Origin of the sequence: Arthrobacter nitrophenolicus, from assembly GCF_000332815.1 — a bacterium.
Classification (GTDB): Bacteria; Actinomycetota; Actinomycetes; order Actinomycetales; family Micrococcaceae; genus Arthrobacter; species Arthrobacter nitrophenolicus.
The window spans coordinates 1-20,382 of the sequence record NZ_AOFD01000012.1 but is presented as its reverse complement, the minus strand read 5'-3'; the positions used below and the strand labels follow the sequence as shown (position 1 = coordinate 20,382).

Sequence of the window (20,382 nt, the reverse complement as noted above, 5' to 3'; positions counted from 1 at the left end):
GTTATGGCAAAATAGCTGAATGGATGAAAACCTTGACGACGTCCTGGCGGCCGTGGGCCCGCGGCTGAAGGCCCTCCGGGTCAGCCGCGACGTCACGCTCACCGCTCTGGCGGAGGCCACCGGAATCTCGGTCAGTACCCTGTCACGGCTCGAATCCGGCCAGCGGCGGCCCAACCTCGAACTGCTCCTGCCCCTGGCCAAAGCGCACCAGGTGCCGCTGGACGAACTGGTGGGGGCGCCGGAAACGGGCGATCCGCGCGTGCACCTCCGCCCTATCGAGGCCCGGGGGATGACCATCATTCCGCTGACCCGGAAACCGGGCGGCATCCAGGCCTACAAGCACATCCTGGCCGCCGGCCGGCTGGAAGAACCCAGTCCGCAGGTACACGAGGGCTACGAGTGGCTGTATGTCCTGAACGGGAAACTGCGCATGGTGCTGGGCAGCCAGGACCTGGTCCTGGGGCCCGGCGAGGCGGCGGAGTTCGACACCCGCATCCCCCACTGGTTCGGCAGGGCCGACGGCGGGGCCGTGGAATTCCTCAGCCTGTTCGGCACGCAGGGCGAACGGATGCACGTGCGGGCAAAGCCCGCCGCCAAAAGATAGGGGCTTGCCGGGCTGTCAGGTTTCCCCCAGCCCCGTAGGGTAGACAGGACCGCAGGAAGTTTGCAGCGGAAATGGGGGAGAATCAGATGCAGGTACCGGCGGCGGGCGCGGCGGACGGACTTGGTGGCCTTGTTGGTGTTGCTGCGCAGGCAATTGACAGGCTGGGGGAGTGGGGTGTGGGAGCCTTCACCCTCGCCGAAACAATACTTCCGCCCATTCCGAGTGAGGTGATCCTGCCGCTGGCTGGCTACCTTGCCAAGCAAGGGGCCCTCAACCTGTTCCTCGTCTTTGTCACCAGCCTGCTTGGCGCCTACGCCGGGGCGCTGTTCCTCTACTGGCTGGGTGCGAAGCTGGGGCTGGAACGCTCCATCCGCGGGCTGTCCAAACTGCCCCTGGTGGACCGGGAGGATTTTGAGCACGCCGCCGACTGGTTCCGCCGCCATGGCCGGTCTTCCATCTTCTTCGGCCGGCTCCTTCCCGGCGTCCGCAGCCTCATTTCGCTGCCAGCCGGGGCCTCCGCCATGCCGCTGGGGACCTTCAGCCTCTACACCCTCGCGGGGAGCGGGTTGTGGAACGGCGCCCTGATTGGGTTGGGGTATGCCCTGGGCACCCAGTACCGGCTCATCGAGCAGTACTCCCGGTTCCTCAACTACGCGGTGTACGTGGCACTGGCCGTCACGGTGGTCCTGCTGGTGGTCCGGAGGGCGAAGCGGGCCAAAGCCAACCGCTGACCGGCTGCCTCCCCGCGTTCAGTCCGCGAAGTCCCCGGCATTCCTGCGGAAGTCGCCCAGGATCCGGATCAGGAGGTCCACGTCCCCGGGGCTGAAGCCGGGATCGCTGAACACCTCGCTGTTCAGCGCCGCCGTGGAACGCCTGGCCAGGCTGCGTCCCTCGCCGGTGAGGGCGATCAGCGTGGTGCGGCCGTCCGTGGGATGGGGGGACCGCGCCACCAGTCCGGCGCGTTCCAGCCGGTCCACGGCGTTGGTGACCGACGTCGGATGGACCTGGAGCAGGGCGCTCGCCTTCTTCATGGGCAGCGAGCCCTTCCGCGAAAAACTCAACAGTGCCAAGAGTTCGTAGCGGGCAAACGTGAGGCCGAACGGCTTGAGGGTGGCTTCAATCCTGGCAAGGAGGATCTGCTGCGTCCGCATGACGGCCGTGATGGCTGCCATGGGCGCGGCAACGTCTTCCCACCCGTGTTCCTCCCAGTTGCGCCGGGCCTCGGCAATGGGATCGCGGGGCAAATGCGTACCCAAACCAGCCCCTTTCCGGAAAATCCTGTGAATATACTAGGACATCCAACGGTTTGGCGAGGGAGGAATTCCGTGCAGCCCCAGGAGCATAACGGCCGGCCGCCCTTTCCGGACGCGGACCTGATCCATGTGGTGGAGCTCCTTCCGGCCGCAGAACGGCAACGCTATGCGCGGACGCGGGAATTCCTGCAGGCATCGGTGCGGCCGGCATCCCTCGGCTACTGGAACCGCGAGGACTTTCCGTTCGGCCTGCTGCAGGACATGGCCGGCCACGGACTCGGGGCCCTGCAGCTGGATGGCAGCTCCGCCCTGTTCAAAGGGCTGATGTACGCGGAACTGGCCCGCGCGGACGTCTCCCTTTCCGCGGTCGCCGGCATCCACAATGAGTGATTGTGGGCATGATCAGCCAGCTGGGCTCCGAGGAGCAGAAGAGCCGCTGGCTGCCCGGGCTTACGGGCTTCACCGAGCTGGGGGCCTTCGCGCTGACGGAGCCCGGCCACGGTTCGGACATTTCCCGGGGGCTGGAGACATCCGCCAGGCTGGAGGGCGGTGAGTGGGTCCTCAACGGGGCAAAGCGCTGGATCGGTGCCGGGACCATCGCCGACTTTGCCCTCGTCTGGGCGCGGGACCAGGCGGACCAGGAGATCAAAGGCTTCATCGTGGAGACCGGCCGTCCCGGCTTCACGGCCACCAGGATCGCCAACAAAATCGGACTGCGCATCATGCAGAATGCGGACATCACGCTGGAGGATGTCCGGATCCCGGCTGGCAACCTGCTCCCCGGGGCGGCCCGCTTTGCCTCCGTCCAGGGGCTCCTGCGGGATTCCCGGGCGTGGGTGGGCTGGCAGGCGGCCGGCATCCAGTTCGCCGCATTCGACGTCGCCCGGGGCTATGTCCTGGAGCGGCACCAGTTCGGCCGTCCACTCGCGGGATTCCAGCTGGTCCAGCAGCAGCTCGCCGATATCCTGGGCAACGCCTCCGCATCCCTGGCGCTGATGGTGCAACTGGCGCGGCTCCAGGAGGAAGGCCGGCTGGAAATGGCGCAGGCGGCCATGGCTAAAGCCACTACCACGCGGCTGGCCCGGGCAACGGTTGCGATGGGCCGGTCGCTGCTGGGCGGCAACGGCATCAGCGGTGACTACGGCATGGCCAAGCTGTTCGGTGATGCGAGATCCTTTATACCTACGAAGGCAGTTACGAAATCAATTCACTGCTGGTGGGGCGGGCTGTCACCGGGATTTCCGCCTTCACCTGAATCCCGTTCGGACGGGGACGACGCCGGCAGGCGTTGTCCCGCGCCCCGCCCCTCGATAGCATCGAAGAGGTAAGCCTACTTACTGTTGGTCTGCTCCCCTGGGGATGCGGGAAGGGAAGCCCGATGCGCGTCAAGAACTCCGTCATTGTGATCACCGGTGCCTCGAGCGGGATTGGCCGGGCCACCGCGCTTCGCTGCGCATCCAGGGGCGCCAGCCTGGTCCTGGCATCGCGTGGAACCAAAGCCCTTGAGTCAGTTGCCCGGGAATGCAGGAAGCGCGGGGCGAAAGCAGTTGCCGTAGCCACCGACGTGACGGACCCGGCTGCGGTGGAGAACCTGGCCGCGCGTGCCGTGGCGGAGTTCGGACGCCTTGACGTATGGGTCAACAACGCGGCAGTGGGCGCCTTCGGCCGGCTCCTGGACGTTCCGCCTGCGGACTTCCAGCGGGTCCTTGACGTGAATATTTCCGGCTACGTGAACGGTGCGCGTGCTGCCCTGGCCCGCCAGGCTGCCCAGGGTTCAGGTGTCCTGGTCAATGTCGCGTCAGTAGTGGGGGAGACCCCGTTGCCCTACTCCGCAGCGTATTCCATCACCAAGGCCGCAGTCCGGTCCCTCAGTGTCAGCCTGCGGTCGGAACTGGCACTGGAAGGACTGTCCGGGGTGGACGTGTGCACAGTCCTGCCGGCCACCATCGACACCCCGTTCTACCAGCACGCTGCCAACTACACCGGCCGGCGGGCACGTGCCCTGCCCCCGGTCTACACCCCGGAACGCGTCGCGAGGGCAATCATCAAGGTCATCGAGCACCCGCGCCGCGAAATCGTGGCGGGCGGTCCGGTCGCCCGCCTGCTGGTTCTGCAGCACAGGGTCACGCCGAAACTGGTGGAAGGGTCAGTCGCCCGCCAGGTGGACAAGAAGCAGCTTCCCCGCCGCAAGTCCGCCGCCGTCACCCCGGGCAACCTGCACCGTTCTTCGGAATCGATCAGGAAAGGCTCCGTGAGCGGCGGCTGGCATGGCCGGCGTGGGACGGCCAGGCGCAGGTTCTTCACCGCGGCGGCAGTGGCCGGCGCCGTGATGGCCGCCGGCAGGCTGCGGGGCCGGCAGGCTTACTGACGTCCATCCGGGCCCCGGGCCCGGATGGAATGCAAGCCCTAAAGGTTCCTGTTCGCGTAGGCGTGCAGCGCGTCCCGCACGAAGCCCGCGCCGGCCTCTCCGCCGTAGTTGGCAGCGAACCGGGGGTCGGCGACGTACATGTCCGCGAGCCCGGTGACGTATCCCTTGATGTCTCCGCCGCTTTCCGTGGCCGGGGTGCCGGGGATGGACTTCAGCCATTCAACGTGGCGCCGGGCCAGTTCCTGGGCTTCGGGACTGGCGGGAGAAATATCTGATCCGGCTGCGGCCAGCCAGTCCTTCCCCAGCTGTTCGGAGCGCGACTTCCACTCCCTTTTCTCCGCTTCGTCCATGCCCCGCCACCACGAGTCACCCTTCGCGTAGGCGTCCTTGCCCCACCGCTCCTCGACCTCGTCTTTGTACTGCGTGTGGTCGAATCCGTCGAACATTTTTTCTGCCATGAGCTCTCCTCCTTCTTTAACCGTTTCGAGTGTTTGCCGGACGGATGCGATCTGGCGGGACAGCCTGTCCTGTTCCTGCCGCAGCCAGTCCAGGTGGCGGGTCAACGCCTTCACCGCGTCCGTCTGCTGCTGGAAGACCTCCGCGATGGCCGGCAGCCCCAGGCCCAGTCCGCGAAGCAGCAGGATCCGCTGGAGCTGCAGGAGGGCGGTGGCGTCGTAGTGCCGGTAGCCGTTGCTGCCCACCCGGCTGGGCTTGAGCAATCCGATGTCGTCGTAGTGCCGGAGGGTGCGGCTGGTGGTGCCCGCCATCCGGGCGACGTCCTGGCTGGACCAGTCCCTCGCTGCCCCAGCCGTGGTTTCTTCCATGGACTGAGCGTAGGGGTTGACGCAGCGTCAAGGTCAAGGGGCGGAACCGGTTCAGGGGCGGAGCAGGTTCAGGGGGTGGGGCGGTTCCGGGGTGACCGGTTGCGTGCCTGGGCCACGAGACGGCGGAAGGCCAGGATGAAGATGGCTTCAATCAGGAGCATCAGGCCCACCAGCAGCCACTGCTCCCCGGCAATAAAAACAACGCAGCCGGTCAGTGCCAGGACTGTGCCCAATGCCAGCGTGTACGTTGCGAAGCCCACGGCAACCCGGGCGCTGCGAACTCCGGTGCGGAACCCGAAGCCGTGTGGTTCACCACCAGGGTAACCGGGAACGCGGTCCGGCGCGGCGGGTCCCAGGGCATCGAATTCTTCCCAGGGATCCTTGTCCTGCGCTTCTGCGGCCATGCTCCAATTATCCCAAAAAGGGGTTCCCGGATGGTCAAGGCCGGGAAGCAACGCAAAACAGCGGCCCCGCCAGCTGTCGTGGCGGGGCCGCTGGACGGGTTCTCCGGTGCAGGCGCCGGAGGCCCAAGCCTTAGAGGGGGCGGATGTTCTCTGCCTGCGGGCCCTTGGGGCCCTGGGTCACATCGAATTCGACCTTCTGGTTCTCGTCCAGGGAGCGGTAGCCGCTGGTGGCGATTGCCGAGTAGTGGGCGAAAACGTCAGCGGACCCGTCATCGGGGGCAATGAAGCCAAAACCCTTTTCGGCGTTGAACCATTTAACTGTGCCTGTTGCCATGGCTGCATTCCTTCATGTGACTCTGATTCTCTCCCCGGGGTGTCAGCCCGAAGTGTGCGGAGAACGTCCCCCGCTGTTCCCCAACGTACGGGGACAATGGCCTGCGTGCAAGGGTTGGCCCGGCATGGCGTGCTCAGCGCATGCCTTCACGGCGGATTGCGGTGGCTATCGCAGCCGCCCTGGTCTCCACTCCGAGCTTGGCGTAGATGTGCGCGAGGTGGGTTTTGACAGTGGCTTCGGAGATGAAGAGGCGCTGGCCAAGTTCCCTGTTGCTGAGCCCCTCAGTGAGCAGGCTGAGCAGCTCGGCCTCCCGCGGCGTGAGGATCTCGTCCGGGTTGCGCAGCTGCTGGAACAACCGGGACGCCACGGGCGGGCTCATGACGCTTTTGCCCTGCACGGCGCCACGGATGGCAGCGAAGATTTCCTCCGGCGCCGCATCCTTCAGGAGATAGCCCATGGCGCCGGCATCCACGGCGCGCACAATGTCCGCATCGGAATCGTAGGTGGTGAACACCAGGATGGCCTGCCGCTGGTTGAGCCCGCGGATCCGGCGGATGGCCTCGATGCCGTCCATGCCCGCACCCATGGCCAGGTCCATCACCACCACGGCGGGGGAGTGCTCGCGCACCTGCACCAGGGCTTCCTCGCCGGAGGCTGCCTCCGCCACCACGGTTATGTCCGGCTGCGTCCCCAGCAGGGCGCGGAGGCCGCTGCGCACCACCAGGTGGTCGTCCACCAGCAGGACGGTAATGGCGCTCATCCCTGGCCTCCAGGGTCTTCGCCGCCGGCAGGAGCCGCGGGCAGCTGGGCGGCCACGATGGTCCCTTCCCCGGGTGAGCTTTCCACGGAGAAGGTGCCGCCCAGCTGTTCCACCCGCTGGCGCATGGCCCTCAGCCCGTACCCTCCGGCGTCCGACGGCGGTGCTGCCGCCGCCGGATCAAAGCCGGCGCCGTCGTCGTAAATGTCCAGCGTGACGGCCTCCGGAAGGAATCCCAGGGTCACGGTGGCGGCCGTTGCTGACGCGTGGAGGTTGATGTTGGAGGCGGCACTCTGCACGACGCGGAGCAGGGCATGGCGGACCTCCCCGGACACGGCCCGCGGCTCGCCGGTAACGAGGAGCCGGGCCTGGGGCACGTACTGCCTCGCGGCGACGAGGAGGGCTTCGGGCAGGGGAGATCCGTCCAGCCCGGGGGAGGCCAGCTCGTGGACGAGGCTGCGGGTTTCGGACAGGTTGGTGCGCAGGAGCCCGGTTGCCTGCCGGAGTTCGTCCCGGGCGGCGGCGCCTGGCCAGGCACGTCCGGCGGCCTCGAGCAGGAGCAGGCTGCTGGCCAGTCCCTGGGTGACGGTGTCATGGATTTCCCGGGACACGCGTTCGCGTTCGGCGATGGTGCCGGCGCGGCGCTCGCTGGCGGCCAACTCGCCCTGCGCCCGCGTGACCTCCGCGTGCAGGCGGCGCTGCTCCTCGGCGTCGTGCTGGATGCGGTCGTAGATCAGCGTCAGCATCAGTCCCACCGCCAGCGGGCCCAGGAGCATGGCGAGGTCCGTGCCGTCACTCATCCGGAACAGCCCTGCCGCGGTGGCGGCCGCTGTGGTGCCTGCCGCCAGGTAGGCGGCGGTTCCGGCCAATGCGCTGCGGCAAAGGAAGAAGAGCGCGAACGAGCACCAGGCAAAACTCGGCGCCGCGACCACCAGGACCGCCCAGACAACCACCAGGGTGAACATCCACGGGATGCCCGGCCTGCCCCGCGCCGCGAGCACGGCCACGGCGGCATAGAGCAGGCTCGCCGCGGCAGCCAGGCCCAGGATCAGCAGGTTGTCGGCAGGGCTGTGCCGCATGACGTAGCGGACCAGCGAGGCCACCAGGAGCACCGCGAATCCCAGGTGTACTGCGGTGCCGATGCTGCCCAGGCCGGTGCGCGGTGCGCTGGTCCGGGGCCGGGTTCCCGGGGCGGCAGCGGTGGCCGGGGCGGTGCCGGCGGCTCGGGTAGGCATGGGATGTCCCGTTCTGGCTGGTGGGAAACGCTCCCTTCCATGCTATTGCCCCCGCCGTTGCTGGTCTCTCAGCCATTTGGCTGATACGGCTGGCCTTCCGGTGGAGGGTTCAGCAGACGAAGGCCCGATGCCGGCGGCGGCCGCCCCCGGAAGGATTGGTGCGTACCCACCATGACCCTCCAAGGAGACACCGTGAAGAAGTCGCACAAAGCCTTTGCCGCCGCCGCAGCCGGCGCCCTCGTCCTGACCGCCGGAGCGACGGCCGCAGCCAACGCCGGGACCAGCCCGGCACCGGCAGCCGTCCCCGCCGTCGACGTCCAGGCCGTGCCCGAAACAGTGGTGCAGCAGAACCGCATCAGCGCAGGGGCCTCGGCCACAGCCGTCAGCGCCGCCCTGGCGAAGTGCCAGGCTGACAAGCTGCCCTTCGTCACGGTTGCGCTGGTGGACCGGTTCGGTACCGTCCAGGCGCTGCTCCGCGGTGACAACGCTGCCGAACACACCATCGAAGCGGCCAGGCAGAAGGCCTATACGGCTGCCGCCTTCGGCGCTCCCACCAGTGAACTGGCCAAGCGCATCAACGGCACCGGCCCATCCATCGCCGACCTCCCCGGCACCCTGTTCCTGGCCGGTGGGGTCCCGCTGAAGGTCAACGGCGTCTCAGTCGCGGGCATCGGCGTCGGCGGTGCTCCCGACGGCGCACTGGACGAGGCCTGCGCCACGGCAGGGGCTGATGCCGTCGCCGGCACTGCCAAGTAGGCTCCGCGTATGAAACGATTCCGGGCCGCCCTGGTGATTGCCGCCGTCGGGTTCTTGCTCAGCGCGTGCCAGGCCGGTCCACCCGCCCCGCAGGCTGAATCTGCCCCGGCATCCTCCGTCCCCCAGCCCATTCCGGAACAGCCCACTCCCGAACTGCCCAGTCCGGAACAACCCCCGACGGCGCGCCCGCCCCGCCACCCGCGCCGGCCCTGTCCGCTGGGGAACAGGCGCAGCTGGACCAGGAACTGATCGCAGCCGCCAAAGCCAACAACGCCCCACTCGTGGCCGCGCTGATCGGGCGCGGCGGGAACGTCAACGCCAGGGACGCCATCCAGGACTCCGCGTTCCTCTATGCCGGTGCCGAAGGCTTCAACGAGGTCCTCCGGCTGACGCTGGCGGCGGGTGCGGATGTTTCCAGTACCAACCGCTACGGCGGGACGGCCCTGATTCCAGCCAGCGAGCACGGGCACGTGGAGACGGTGCAGATCCTGATCGCGGCCGGCGTACCGGTAAACCACGTCAACAACCTTGGCTGGACGGCCATGCAGGAAGCCATCCTGCTCAACAACGGCGGCCCGCACCAGCTGGAAGTGGTGCGCCTGCTCCTGGACGCCGGGGCGGACCCGGACATCCGCGACCCGGAGGGCCGGACCGCCCACCAGAACGCGGAGCGGCTGGGGTTCGCCGAAATCGCCGCCCTGATCCGCTCCCGGGGCTAGCCGCGGCCCCTGCGCACTACCGTTGTGGGGCACAATGGCGCGGACACGCCGTCGTCCATGGCCTAAACGGCTGGCCGCGGCTTCAAAATGCCCCACGACGGCGGCTCCAAGCTCCGGTCAGACAGCTTCGAGGATGCTGACATAGTTGGCGATTCCGACGCCGCCCATGTTTTGGACGGCAGCGCGGCGGGGGTTTGCCAGTTGCATGTCGCCGGCGGTGCCGGTGAGTTGCATGGCGGCGAGGACGTGCTGCGAGACGCCGGTGGCGCCCACGGGGTGGCCCTTTGATTTGAGGCCGCCGGAGAGGTTGACGGGCAGCTTCCCGTCCTTGAAGACCCAGCCTTCCTCGAGGGCCAGGGCGCCCTGCCCGGGCTCGGTGAGGCCCATGGCTTCGTACATGAGCAGTTCGGCGATGGTGAAGCAGTCGTGCACTTCCGCGAGGTCCAGGTCTGCGATTCCGACGCCGGCCATCGCCAGGGCGCGCTGCCAGGACACACGGGTGGCTTCGAAGGCCACGGGGTCCCGGCGGGAGGCGGGGAAGAAGTCATTGGCCTGGCCGAACCCGGCGAGCCTGACCGCAGGGTTGGTGCCTCCCGTGGGGGAGGTGGACAGGACGACGGCGGCGGCGCCGTCGGAGACGGGGGAGCAGTCCGTGCGGCGCAGCGGGTCGGCGACCATGGGGTTCTTGTCCGAGACAGTGCGGCAGAACTCCTCGCCGAGGTCCTTGCGGAGTTGGGCGTAGGGGTTGTCCACGCCGTTGCGGTGGTTTTTCGCCGCGATGGTGCCCAGGACGTCGCCGAGCTTCCCGTCGGCGTCGTAGCGTTTTGCGTAGTGCTTGGCGACGTCGGCGAAGAGGCCGGTGAAGCCGGTGGTGGAGGACTTGCCGGCCATATCGTAGTCGGCGCCCAGCAGTCCGGCGCCCACCACGTCGGCCCCGGCGTGGGTCATCTTCTCGGCACCGATCACCAGGACGGTCCTCGCTGTGCCGGCGAGCAGGGATTTGGTGCCCTGCTGGAACGCGGCGGATCCGGAGGCGCAGGCGTTTTCCACCCGGGTGGCGGGTACGTTGGCGAGGTCGGGAGAGACCTGCAGCGCCAGCGACGACGGGAAGGCCAGCGGCATCATCCCGGAGTTGAACTGGCCCACGTAGACCTCGTCCACCTGTCCGGGCTCGATTCCCGCGGTGTTGATGGCGTCGGTGGCCACCTGCACGATCAGGGACTCCAGGGTCTCGTCGGTGAGTTTGCCGAACTTGCTGTGCCCCCATCCGGTGATGAGGATGTCCTTGCCGAACTGTTCTTTGAGGCTCATGCGATGGCTCCTTCGCGTTCGAGGGCGATGTCGAATTCTGCGTCGGTTTTGTCGTGGATCTCACCCAGCGTGACGCCGGGCGCCATGCGGGTGAGCGTGAGCCGCCGCCCGCCGTCGTCCTTTTTCACGAGGTCGAAGACGGCGAGATCGCTGATGATCCGGTCCACGCAGCCCAGCCCGGTGAGCGGCAGCGTGCATTCGCGGACGATCTTGGCGGTGCCGTCCTTGGCGTTGTGCTCGGTGAGGACCACCACCCGGGGTGTGCCAGCCACGAGGTCCATGGCGCCGCCCATGCCTTTGACCATCTTGCCCGGGATGGTCCAGTTGGCGAGGTCGCCGTTGCCGGAGACCTGCATGGCGCCGAGGATGGCGACCTTGACGTGGCCGCCGCGGATCATGCCGAACGAGGTGGCGGAGTCGAAGATGCTGCTGCCGGGCAGGACGGTGACGGTCTGCTTGCCGGCGTTGATCAGGTCTGCGTCCTCTTCGCCCTCGTAGGGGAACGGGCCCATGCCGAGCAGGCCGTTCTCGCTTTGCAGGACCACGCGCACGCCCTCGGGCAGGTTGTTGGCGACCAGTGTGGGGATGCCGATGCCCAGGTTGACGTAGTCGCCGTCATTCAGTTCCTCGGCCGCGATGGCGGCCATTTCATCCCTGGTCCAGGCCATGGGGTTTCTCCTTCGAAAGTGGTGGGGGTTCAGAGGGCCAGCGCTTCAGCGGCGGGCTCGGTGCGGGGCCGGACGGTGCGCTGTTCGATGTCCTTGACCCGGGCGGCGGCCTGCACCAGGCGCTGGACGAACACGCCGGGGGTGACGATGTGGTTCGGGTCCAGGGTGCCGGGCGGGAGGATGACCTCGGCCTCGGCGATGGTCAGCTTCCCGGCGGTGGCCACCACGGGATTGAAGTTGCGCGCGGTGTAACGGTAGATGAGGTTGCCGTCCGTGTCCGCGGTGTGGGCGTGGACCAGTGCGACGTCGGCCACGATGCCGCGCTCCCGGACGTACGTTTCGCCGTCGAACACCTCGTGCGGCTTGCCCTCGGCAACCAGGGTGCCCACGCCGGTCCTGGTGTAGAAGGCGGGGATGCCGGCGCCGCCGGCGCGCAGCCGCTCGGCCAAGGTGCTGCGGGGTGAACTCCACCTCGAGGTTTCCGGCGAGGTACTGCTCGGCGAACAGCTTGTTTTCGCTACGTAGGAGGCGATGACTTTGCGGACCTGGCCCGCCTCGATCAGGATGCCCAGGCCCTTGCCGTCCACGCCCATGTTGTTCGAGACCACCGTCAGGTCCTGCACCCCCGAATCCCGCACGGCCTCGATCAGATCCGCAGGGATACCGCTGAGGCCGAAACCGCCGACGGCGAGGGTCATCCCGTCACTAAGCGCCCCCTCCAGGGCGGCCGCGGCCGAGGGCTGGACTTTGCTCATGGTGTCTCCTCGTTGAGAGTCAGATATCCACTTTGTGGACACGTGGTTGTGACTTCGAGGCTAGGGAGGCGAGTTGGGGGTGTCAAGGCCAGAAAGTGTGCGGGGAAACACTGTATCTACACTGTGGACGGTAAGCTGATACATATCCATAATGTGGACAAAGGAGTGGGGATGGGTGCAGTTCCGATGCAGGGGGCGCAGGTGGTCAGCAGGATCGCCGGTTTGTTACGCCTGGTGGCGCGCAGTGCGGACGGCATGCCGCTGGCCGGCCTGGTCCGCGAGTCGGGACTGACCCGGCCCACGGTTCACAGGCTGCTCGCCTCCCTGGCAAGCGAGGGACTGCTGGACCACGACCCGGCATCCGGGAACTGGGTGCTGGGGCCGGAAATCCTATTGATGGGATCAGTGGCATCCGCCCGGTTCCCGCTGGAGGACATTGCGCGCCCCAGCCTCCGCCGGCTTGCCGAGGCCACCGGCGAGAGCGCATTCTTCTCGATCCGCCGCGGCTCGGAGACTGTCTGCCTGCTGCGGGAGGAGGGCAGCTTTCCGGTCAGGTCCTTCGTCCTCCACGAGGGTGTCCGGTTCCCCCTGGGTGTGGCCTCCGCGGGCACGGCGATCATGGCGTTCCTGCCGGAGGCCGAGCAGGAGGAGCTGCTGGCGGACTGGGAAAAGCATGCGGGTGCCTTCGCCGCGAACCACACGCGGGAGCTGGTGCGGGAAAGCCTCGGCACCACCCGGATGCATGGCTACTCGGTGAATCCGGGGCTGGTACTGGAAGGCAGTTGGGGGATGGGCGCCGCGGTGTTTGACCGGTCAGGACGGCCCGCCTGGGCGCTGTCCCTGACCGGCATCGAGCCCCGGTTCCGGCCGGACCGCCAGGAGGAGCTAGGCGGGCTGCTGATGGCAGAGGCCCACCGGATCACCCAGCAGCTGGGCGGAAACGCCGCGGGTTAGAGCCCGGTGCGTGCCTCTTCGGGGCCCTCGCCTTTCCACCAGGTATCAAAAATCGTGACAGGGACGGTCCGCTTGTGCCGGGTGCGCAGGTACTTCTGTTCGATGCGTTCCGCGACGTCCGCGGGAACGTCCCGGCCTTCCAGGTAGTCGTCGATCTGGTCGTAGGTCAGGCCCAGTTCGTCTTCATCGGTGCGGCCCGGCTGGTCGTCCAGGAGATCGGCTGTGGGCACCTTTTCCCAGATCCGCGCCGGAGCGCCAAGCTCCGCCAGCAGGGCGCGGTTCTGCCGCTTGTTCAAGCCGAAGAGCGGAAGGATGTCCGCGCCGCCGTCGCCGTATTTGGTGAAGAATCCGGTGACGGACTCCGCGCCGTGGTCGGTGCCGATCACCAGGTAGTTGTGCTCGCCTGCCAGCGCGTACTGGGCGATCATGCGCGTCCGGGCCTTGGTGTTTCCCTTGTGGAAATCCGAGATCCCGTTACCCACAGTCTTTTCGAACTCGTCCTCGAAGCCGTCAACGGCAGCGGAAATGTTGAATGTCCACTCCGTCTTGGGCCGGATGAAGTCAAGGGCGGCCTGGGCATCCGCCTCATCGTGCTGGACGCCGTAGGGAAGGCGCACCGCCACGAAGTTGGCTTCCACGCCCTCGGCCTCCAATTCGTCGACAGCCAGCTGGGCGAGCTTTCCGGCCAGGGACGAATCCAGGCCGCCGGAAATGCCCAGGACAAAGCCCCTGGTCTGTGTTGCCTTGAGGTAGTCCTTGAGGAATGTGACGCGCTTGCGCACCTCCCCGGCAGGATCGATCCGGGGCTGTACGCCCATTTCCTTGATGATGGAGGCCTGGAGTTCGCGCATGTGCCCCAGCCTAGCCAGCGGCGCCGACACTGCTCAAGCATGTCCACCGGCCTGTCCCGACTAAACTGGAACCCATGACTTCCCCCAGTGAAACTGCAGTGGACGCTGCAGCCGCCCGTGCCCGCCTGCTCGAACTGATCAAGGAACTTGCCGTGGTCCGCGGCAAGGTGATCCTCTCCAGCGGAGCGGAGGCTGACTACTACATCGACCTCCGCCGGATCACCCTGCACCACGAGGCCTCCAAACTGGTGGGCCAGGTCATGCTCGCGCTTGCCGACGACGCCGGGATCGACTTCGAATGCGCCGGCGGCCTCACCATGGGCGCCGACCCCGTGGGTACGGCCGTCATGCATGCAGCTGCCGACGCCGGCCGTGCCGTGGACGCCTTCGTGGTCCGCAAGGCGCAGAAATCCTACGGCATGGGCCGCCAGGTGGAAGGCCCGTCCGTGGAAGGACGCAAGGTCCTGGTCCTGGAAGACACCTCCACCACCGGCGGATCCGCCCTGACCGCCGTCGAGGGCGTCCGCAACGCCGGCGGCAATGTTGTAGCGGTGGCAGTGATCGTGGACCGCGACACCGGGGCCAAGGAAAAGATTGAAGCCGAAACCGGTGTTCCCTACCTGTTTGCGTTCAGCAAGGACGAGCTGGGTCTTTCCTAGCCATCCGCCGCCGCCCCGCAGGCCAGGGGCGGCGGCCTGCTGGAGCAGCCTCCCGGGGACTGGGGCTGCATTCTGTTGGATGACCGGCTGAGGCTGGCCTATCATTTGCGTTAACCCCTTAACTCCCCCTACGGAGAACGTGCAGCATGCTCCCCTCTGAACAGCCCTTGAACACCAACGAGCAGATCCAGAACCTCATCCTGGAAAGTGCAGACTTCGAGGATTTCCTCAACGAGCTGGCACGGTTCTCCGCGCACCAGGTGGCAGGTGACGGGGATGATGCGCTGTGTGGCATCACCCTTCTCCGGGACCGCAAGGCAGCCACCATCGGCTGGAGCAGCGACTCAGCGCGGGAAGTGGATGAGATCCAGTACTCCCTGTCCCAGGGGCCCTGTCTCACTGCGGCCGAGGAAGAACGCGAGGTCCACGTGCCGGACCTCCTCAAGGAGAACCGCTGGGGGCCCGACTACGCCAACGCGGTGGCTTCGCATGGCCTCCGGTCCGTGCTCTCGCTGCCCTTCAACCTGCAGGGCGAAGCCAAAGCGGCACTCAACCTGTACTCGGACGTTCCGCACAAGTTCGATGAAAAGGCTGCCGCGAAAGCCCGCGGCTACACCCGGGAGATCTCCCAGGCGCTGCGGCTGGCAGTGCGGTTCTCGCTGCACACGGACAGCGCGGCCAACCTGCGTGCCACACTGGAGTCCCGGACTATTATCGATATCGCCGTGGGCATCGTGATGGCGCAGAACCGGTGCAGCCAGCAGGCCGCCGTGCAGATCCTCACCGAAGCTTCCAGCAACAGCAACACGAAACTGCGGGACATCGCGCGGTCCCTGGTTGATTCAGTGGGCGGCAGCGGCACCAGGACCCACTACCAGGAACCCAGCCAAAGGCAGTCCGACCAATCTGCCTGATGCCCGGCGTTGTTACTGGCGGGTTGTGCCCGGCTGGAACTGGGAGTTACGCTTACCGAGGTTGAGCCGTCGGCCATAGACACCCTTTTTTGGAGTACCTATGGACCGCGCACTGAACGCCCTCGTTAACCTCGACGTCCCCGCCGATACCGTCCGGATCGACGTCCGGGGGAGCCTGAACCACGAGTCGCGCCCCGACCTGGTTCACATCATCCGCCGGGTCCGGCGCATGGGCATCCGCTCCCATATCCGCGTTGACCTTTCCCAGGCTGCGCTGGTGGAGTCCGCCGCGCTGGCGGGACTGCGGAGCGACCTCAACGCCATGGACATCACCGCGCTGGCCGGGATTGACGGCGCCGGCGTCTCTCTCCAGATCTCAACTTCCACCGGCAGCTGGACACCTGCCGGCAGCCCTGCCGGGCGGACTGTTCCAGCTTCCGACGACGACGCCCTCCTTCCGGACGTCAGCCGGGAATTCCTGGGCGTGCCGGCAGCCCGGCTTGAGGATCTGTTCTCCCGGCCGCTGCAGGAATACTCGGGCGAAGAACTTCTGGCGGCCAGCGATACCCTGTTCGCCCTGCTGGACAACCCCTCGTCACTCGCCGGCTCGGACCTCCTGGGCCGCTACAACGACATCGGCCGGGAAATCCTCCGGCGCCGGCAGGATCCCGAAGCGCCGTCCACTGCGGCAGAGGACCAGACCGCCAGTTGACCCGGCGTCACTGAATGGTTATACCCCGCTCCTTGCGGGCGTGTCTTCGGTTGTGCCTACGGTAGAGGCGTGCCGTATGAGGGGGAGGTAAGTCCGCAGGACCGGCGCGGGTCTTCCGCGGCCCGCCTGCTGGCGGAAGCCGCTGCCCTGAAACGCTTTTCCCGGCGCTCATTCCTCACCGGCGCCGGGGCCTCCGGATTGCTGGCGGCGGACATGCTCCTCACGCGGGAGGTCCAGTCGCAGCGCCGGACCAACAAGATCCTGCCCGTGCCGGACAACTTCGCGGACGCCTACTACCCGGACGCCAGCTGGTTCCTCTTCCCCGGCTACAAAACCAGCTGGGAAGAGGCGCAGTGGATCCTGAACTCGCTGCGCGGGTCCCTGAACAAGCGGGCCCGGCTGGCCGCCGTCGGGTACTCCAACCAGGGGCTGGACATCGACGAGGTGGTCATCGCGGTGATCGAGTACGTCCGCGCCCGGAAGCTCACCAAGCTCTTCTTCTACGGGCACAGTTTCGGCGGGATGGTGGCAACCCAGGTGGCCGCCCGGCTTTTGGAGCTTCACGGCGTGGAAGTGCAGTTCATCGTCCTGGACTCCAGCCCGTACAGCAAGCATGACGTCCTTGACCAAAGCTGGTTCGACGGCGTGGTGTTCCTCTACGAGCGCGGCTTCCGGTTCCCGTCCACCCTGCGCGGCGGTTACGAGCTGGGCGAACGGGTGATCCACAAGGACGAGCGCAGCTGGCGGCAGATCCTGGACCAGACCCTGGAACAACTGTCCCCGATCGCCCCGTCCAGTGTGCTGATCCAAACCGAATCCGCCTACATCTACTACTTCGACGGATCCCGGTTCGCCGGGCGGATCGGCAACGCCAGGATGGCCTACATCGGCAACCCGAGGGACCGCACCGTGCGCTACCAGACGGCCGCCGAGGCGTGGGCGGTGGCGTTCAAGGACAACATGGTTTCGACGGGCCTGCAGACCACCGGAGCCGCCCCCGCCCACGCCAGCCCCGGCTGGAACCCGAACGTGTACAACCCCCTCCTGGAGGAACTGCTGAACGGGTTCTTCCCGCTGCCCCGGGGCGGCTCCAGGGTGAGTGTGTTCTAGATCTGGTTCTTCAGGTCCGCCACGGAGTTCAGGACCTGGTTGGGCCGGAACGGGTAGGCGGCAATATCGTCCTTGTGCGTAATGCCGCTGAGAACCAGGACGGTGTGCAGCCCCGCCTCCATGCCGGCAATGATGTCCGTGTCCATCCGGTCACCGATCATGGCGGTAGTTTCCGAGTGCGCGTCGATCTGGTTCATGGCGGAACGGAACATCATGGGGTTCGGCTTGCCCACGATGTACGGCTCCCGCCCCGTGGCCTTGGTGATCAGGGCAGCGATGGCGCCGGTGGCCGGCATGGGGCCGTCTTTCGACGGGCCCGTGGCATCCGGGTTGGTCGCGATGAAGCGGGCACCGGCCAGGATCAGGCGGATCGCGGTGGTGATTGCCTCAAAGGAGTAGGTACGTGTTTCGCCGAGCACCACGAAGTCCGGGTTCTGGTCGGTAAGGATGAAACCAGCCTCGTGCAGCGCCGTCGTCAGCCCGGCTTCGCCGATGGTGTAGGCGCGGTTTCCTGATTCCGAGCCGCCCGCGGACACCTGGTCCTTCAAGAACTGGGCGGTGGCCAGCGCCGAGGTCCAGATGTTCTCCTCCGGAACCTCCAGGCCTGAGGCCCGCAGCCGGGCGGCCAGGTCGCGCGGGGTGAAGATGGAGTTATTGGTCAGCACCAGGAAGCGCCTGGAGGTGTCCACCCAGCGCTGGATCAGTTCGGCTGCTCCCGGGATCGGCTGGTTCTCGTGGACCAGGACCCCGTCCATGTCCGTCAGCCAGCACTCGATTTCCTGGCCGCTGCGGTATACCGCGGGATTTCCTGCTACCTGGTCTGCTTCTGCCACGCTTACCTCCACCGGTGATGTTTGCTCCAGTGGACCAGTCTAGTGTTGAGGGGTGAACCAAACGCCCGGCCTTCCCGACGACCCCAACGCACACCCCGAGGAGGCCGCGGCGCCCAAGGCGGAGGTCGGCGTCGGGCCCTGGGAAGGCGAACTGCCGGAAGGCGACCACTGGGACCCGGACCTGCTGGCCGACGGCGACCGCCGCAACGTGCTGGACAAGTACCGCTACTGGAAGCACGAGGCGATCGTGGCGGAACTGGATTCGCGCCGGCACAACTTCCACGTGGCCATCGAGAACTGGCAGCACGACCTCAACATCGGCACGGTGGTGCGGACCGCCAACGCGTTCCTCGCCAAAGAGGTGCACATCATCGGACGACGGCGGTGGAACCGGCGCGGTGCCATGGTGACCGACCGCTACCAGCACGTCCGCCACCATCCCAGCGTTGAGGACTTCGTGGCGTGGGCGCAGGGCGAGGGGCTGGCGATCATCGGCGTCGACATTTTCCCGGACTCGGTGCCGCTGGAAACCTACGACCTGCCCAGGGACTGTGTGCTGGTTTTCGGCCAGGAAGGCCCGGGCCTTACACCCGAAGTCCACACGGCGGCGGAGGCCACGCTATCCATTGAACAGTTCGGCTCCACCCGGTCCATCAACGCCGCCTCAGCGGCAGCCATCGCCATGCACGCCTGGGTCCGGCGGCACGTCTTCAACCAGCACGTGTAGGGCGCGCGCTTCTGGTTGCGGGAGTGTTACCGACGGCTGACCCGAATCGGCGGCGGTGTGGCGGATATCGCTAGGATGGAGCTAGCCGTAAAGCGGTCTACGGGTTACCAGCCTCAGACGAAACTCAGCATAGGAGTCAGCATGCCCATTGCAACCCCAGAGATCTACTCCGAAATGATCGACCGCGCGAAGGCAGGCGGCTTCGCTTACCCGGCCGTGAACGTCACCTCCTCGCAGACCCTGAACGCCGCCCTGCGCGGTTTCGCCGAGGCTGAGTCCGACGGCATCGTCCAGGTTTCCACCGGCGGTGCGGCCTACTGGTCCGGCGCCTCCACCAAGGACATGGTTGCCGGTTCCCTGGGCTTTGCAGCCTTCGCCCGCGAGGTGGCCAAGAACTACGGCGTGAACATTGCGCTGCACACCGACCACTGCCCCAAGGACAAGCTGGACGGCTTCGTCCTGCCGCTGCTGGCCGCCTCCGAGGCTGAGGTCAAGGCCGGCCGCAACCCGCTGTTCAACTCCCACATGTGGGACGGCTCCGCCGAGACGCTGCAGGAAAACCTCCGCATCGCCCGCGAGCTGCTGGAGCGCACTGCCGCCGCCAAGATGATCCTCGAGGTTGAAATCGGCACTGTGGGCGGTGAAGAGGATGGCGTTGAGAACGAGATCAACGAAAAGCTCTACACCACCGTTGAGGACGCCCTGGCCACCGTTGAGGCCCTGGGTGCCGGCGAGCACGGCCGCTACATCACCGCGCTGACCTTCGGCAACGTCCACGGCGTGTACAAGCCCGGTGGCGTCAAGCTCCGCCCGGAGATCCTCAAGGACATCCAGGCCCAGGTGGGCGCGAAGATCGGCAAGGAAAACCCGTTCGACCTGGTGTTCCACGGCGGTTCCGGCTCCTCGGACCAGGAGATCGCTGACGCTGTCTCCTACGGCACCATCAAGATGAACATCGACACCGACACCCAGTACGCCTACACCCGCCCGGTGGCCGACCACATGTTCAAGAACTACGACGGCGTCCTGAAGGTGGACGGCGAAGTGGGCAACAAGAAGACCTACGACCCCCGCGTCTGGGGTGCCTCCGCCGAAGCCGGCCTGGCAGCCCGCGTGGTCGAAGCCACCAAGCAGCTCGGCTCGGCCGGAAAGACCTTCTAGATGTCGGACGAGTTCCGCAAAAACCTCATGGGTCCGGAGCCCACGCTCCTGCCCGCCGAGACCGAGGTGTACCAGCACCTCGCCCTCGGCCAGGAAGCGGTGGACCTGGTGGCGAAGAACCCCACGTCCTCGCTCCTGTGGGCCATCCTGGCTGAAGAGGCGTGGGCCGAGGGGCGAACCATCGACTCCTACGCCTACGCCCGGGTGGGCTACCACCGCGGGCTGGATGCGCTGCGCCGCAACGGCTGGCGCGGCGCCGGCCCCATTCCCTGGGAGCACGAGCCCAACCGCGGCTTCCTGCGCGCCCTCTACTCGCTGGGCCGGGCCTCGGCAGCCATCGGCGAGCCGGAGGAACCCGAGCGCATCGAGAAGTTCCTCAAGGACTCGGATCCCGCGGCCAAGGCAGCCATCGAAGGCCAGTAGTACAAACATTCGCTGAAAGAACGACGGCGGGCGGCCACCTTCTCCACGAA

General features: G+C 67.0%; 24 protein-coding genes and 1 pseudogene. 14 read left to right on the top strand and 11 right to left on the bottom strand.

Annotated features, from left to right (window positions below; translation table 11 throughout):
- Positions 1 to 19 precede the first annotated feature (19 nt).
- Positions 20 to 604, top strand: coding sequence for a helix-turn-helix domain-containing protein (locus tag G205_RS06155; RefSeq protein WP_009357217.1), 585 nt, complete (start codon positions 20 to 22; stop codon positions 602 to 604).
- Positions 605 to 690: 86 nt separating this feature from the next.
- On the top strand, positions 691 to 1,335 hold the full coding sequence (locus G205_RS06150; RefSeq protein WP_035752220.1) for a DedA family protein: 645 nt from the start codon (positions 691 to 693) through the stop codon (positions 1,333 to 1,335).
- Between the two features lie 18 nt (positions 1,336 to 1,353).
- Here the strand turns inward: G205_RS06150 and G205_RS06145 are convergent, their stop codons facing one another.
- Entirely contained in the window at positions 1,354 to 1,860 is a 507-nt protein-coding gene (locus G205_RS06145) for a MarR family winged helix-turn-helix transcriptional regulator (RefSeq protein WP_035752217.1), read from the bottom strand.
- Between G205_RS06145 and G205_RS06140 the strand changes: the two are divergent.
- A pseudogene (locus tag G205_RS06140) lies at positions 1,849 to 3,112 on the top strand (acyl-CoA dehydrogenase family protein). The gene G205_RS06145 and the pseudogene G205_RS06140 overlap by 12 nt on opposite strands.
- A gap of 123 nt (positions 3,113 to 3,235) precedes the next feature.
- Positions 3,236 to 4,225, top strand: a complete 990-nt coding sequence (locus tag G205_RS06135) for an SDR family oxidoreductase (RefSeq protein ID WP_009357214.1) — start codon at positions 3,236 to 3,238, stop codon at positions 4,223 to 4,225.
- A gap of 38 nt (positions 4,226 to 4,263) precedes the next feature.
- On the opposite strand, the gene G205_RS06130 is transcribed toward G205_RS06135, so the two are convergent.
- The 5 genes from G205_RS06130 to G205_RS06110 all read right to left on the bottom strand — a co-directional run bounded on the left by G205_RS06130 (position 4,264) and on the right by G205_RS06110 (position 7,779).
- Positions 4,264 to 5,049: a MerR family transcriptional regulator gene (locus G205_RS06130; protein ID WP_035752214.1), complete on the bottom strand. Its 786-nt coding sequence runs from the start codon at positions 5,047 to 5,049 to the stop codon at positions 4,264 to 4,266.
- 68 nt (positions 5,050 to 5,117) lie between these two features.
- Positions 5,118 to 5,453 (bottom strand): hypothetical protein, encoded by a 336-nt coding sequence (locus tag G205_RS06125; protein WP_009357212.1) that lies wholly within the window; start codon positions 5,451 to 5,453, stop codon positions 5,118 to 5,120.
- A 130-nt stretch (positions 5,454 to 5,583) separates the two neighbouring features.
- The gene (locus tag G205_RS06120; protein WP_009357211.1) at positions 5,584 to 5,787 is read right to left on the bottom strand and encodes a cold-shock protein; all 204 of its coding nucleotides are present in this window, start codon (positions 5,785 to 5,787) and stop codon (positions 5,584 to 5,586) included.
- A 133-nt stretch (positions 5,788 to 5,920) separates the two neighbouring features.
- Positions 5,921 to 6,547 carry a response regulator gene (locus G205_RS06115; RefSeq protein WP_009357210.1) on the bottom strand — a complete coding sequence of 209 codons (627 nt, stop codon included), beginning with the start codon at positions 6,545 to 6,547 and terminating at the stop codon, positions 5,921 to 5,923.
- Complete coding sequence (locus G205_RS06110; protein WP_009357209.1) at positions 6,544 to 7,779, bottom strand: sensor histidine kinase; 1,236 nt, start codon at positions 7,777 to 7,779, stop codon at positions 6,544 to 6,546. Before G205_RS06110 ends, G205_RS06115 begins: the two co-directional genes overlap by 4 nt.
- A gap of 192 nt (positions 7,780 to 7,971) precedes the next feature.
- On the opposite strand from G205_RS06110, the gene G205_RS06105 reads away from it, so the two are divergent.
- Positions 7,972 to 8,535 (top strand): GlcG/HbpS family heme-binding protein, encoded by a 564-nt coding sequence (locus tag G205_RS06105; protein ID WP_035752235.1) that lies wholly within the window; start codon positions 7,972 to 7,974, stop codon positions 8,533 to 8,535.
- Positions 8,536 to 8,816: 281 nt separating this feature from the next.
- Entirely contained in the window at positions 8,817 to 9,254 is a 438-nt protein-coding gene (locus G205_RS06100) for an ankyrin repeat domain-containing protein (protein WP_009357207.1), read from the top strand.
- A 117-nt stretch (positions 9,255 to 9,371) separates the two neighbouring features.
- Here G205_RS06100 and G205_RS06095 read toward each other — a convergent pair whose 3' ends face one another.
- Genes G205_RS06095 through G205_RS06085 form a run of 3 tightly spaced genes read right to left on the bottom strand, consistent with a single transcriptional unit; the run spans position 9,372 to position 11,988 of the window.
- Positions 9,372 to 10,565, bottom strand: coding sequence for an acetyl-CoA acetyltransferase (locus G205_RS06095; protein ID WP_009357206.1), 1,194 nt, complete (start codon positions 10,563 to 10,565; stop codon positions 9,372 to 9,374).
- On the bottom strand, positions 10,562 to 11,233 hold the full coding sequence (locus G205_RS06090) for a CoA transferase subunit B (protein ID WP_009357205.1): 672 nt from the start codon (positions 11,231 to 11,233) through the stop codon (positions 10,562 to 10,564). Before G205_RS06090 ends, G205_RS06095 begins: the two co-directional genes overlap by 4 nt.
- A 29-nt stretch (positions 11,234 to 11,262) precedes the next feature.
- Positions 11,263 to 11,988 carry a CoA transferase subunit A gene (locus G205_RS06085; protein WP_009357204.1) on the bottom strand — a complete coding sequence of 242 codons (726 nt, stop codon included), beginning with the start codon at positions 11,986 to 11,988 and terminating at the stop codon, positions 11,263 to 11,265.
- A 171-nt stretch (positions 11,989 to 12,159) separates the two neighbouring features.
- On the opposite strand from G205_RS06085, the gene G205_RS06080 reads away from it, so the two are divergent.
- Positions 12,160 to 12,942, top strand: coding sequence for an IclR family transcriptional regulator (locus G205_RS06080; protein WP_009357203.1), 783 nt, complete (start codon positions 12,160 to 12,162; stop codon positions 12,940 to 12,942).
- Here G205_RS06080 and nadE read toward each other — a convergent pair.
- A complete protein-coding gene (gene nadE / locus G205_RS06075) occupies positions 12,939 to 13,793 on the bottom strand; it encodes an ammonia-dependent NAD(+) synthetase (protein WP_009357202.1) in 855 nt (284 codons plus the stop codon). The genes G205_RS06080 and nadE overlap by 4 nt on opposite strands.
- A gap of 74 nt (positions 13,794 to 13,867) precedes the next feature.
- Between nadE and pyrE the strand changes: the two genes are divergently transcribed.
- From pyrE to G205_RS06055, 4 genes are all read left to right on the top strand, one after another.
- On the top strand, positions 13,868 to 14,452 hold the full coding sequence (gene pyrE, locus G205_RS06070; RefSeq protein WP_009357201.1) for an orotate phosphoribosyltransferase: 585 nt from the start codon (positions 13,868 to 13,870) through the stop codon (positions 14,450 to 14,452).
- 146 nt (positions 14,453 to 14,598) lie between these two features.
- A complete protein-coding gene (locus G205_RS06065; protein WP_009357200.1) occupies positions 14,599 to 15,366 on the top strand; it encodes a GAF and ANTAR domain-containing protein in 768 nt (255 codons plus the stop codon).
- 100 nt (positions 15,367 to 15,466) lie between these two features.
- Positions 15,467 to 16,078, top strand: coding sequence for a hypothetical protein (locus G205_RS06060; RefSeq protein WP_009357199.1), 612 nt, complete (start codon positions 15,467 to 15,469; stop codon positions 16,076 to 16,078).
- A 69-nt stretch (positions 16,079 to 16,147) separates the two neighbouring features.
- Entirely contained in the window at positions 16,148 to 17,188 is a 1,041-nt protein-coding gene (locus G205_RS06055) for an alpha/beta fold hydrolase (protein WP_009357198.1), read from the top strand.
- Here G205_RS06055 and G205_RS06050 read toward each other — a convergent pair.
- On the bottom strand, positions 17,185 to 18,021 hold the full coding sequence (locus tag G205_RS06050) for an HAD-IIA family hydrolase (protein WP_200859140.1): 837 nt from the start codon (positions 18,019 to 18,021) through the stop codon (positions 17,185 to 17,187). The two genes, G205_RS06055 and G205_RS06050, sit on opposite strands and share 4 nt — an antisense overlap.
- Before the next feature lie 52 nt (positions 18,022 to 18,073).
- On the opposite strand from G205_RS06050, the gene G205_RS06045 reads away from it, so the two are divergent.
- The 3 genes from G205_RS06045 (at position 18,074) to G205_RS06035 (ending at position 20,332) form a co-directional block, all read left to right on the top strand.
- On the top strand, positions 18,074 to 18,748 hold the full coding sequence (locus tag G205_RS06045; protein WP_009357196.1) for a TrmH family RNA methyltransferase: 675 nt from the start codon (positions 18,074 to 18,076) through the stop codon (positions 18,746 to 18,748).
- A gap of 141 nt (positions 18,749 to 18,889) precedes the next feature.
- Positions 18,890 to 19,909 (top strand): class II fructose-bisphosphate aldolase, encoded by a 1,020-nt coding sequence (fbaA, locus tag G205_RS06040; protein ID WP_009357195.1) that lies wholly within the window; start codon positions 18,890 to 18,892, stop codon positions 19,907 to 19,909.
- The gene (locus G205_RS06035; RefSeq protein WP_009357194.1) at positions 19,910 to 20,332 is read left to right on the top strand and encodes a DUF3151 domain-containing protein; all 423 of its coding nucleotides are present in this window, start codon (positions 19,910 to 19,912) and stop codon (positions 20,330 to 20,332) included.
- Positions 20,333 to 20,382: the final 50 nt, after the last annotated feature.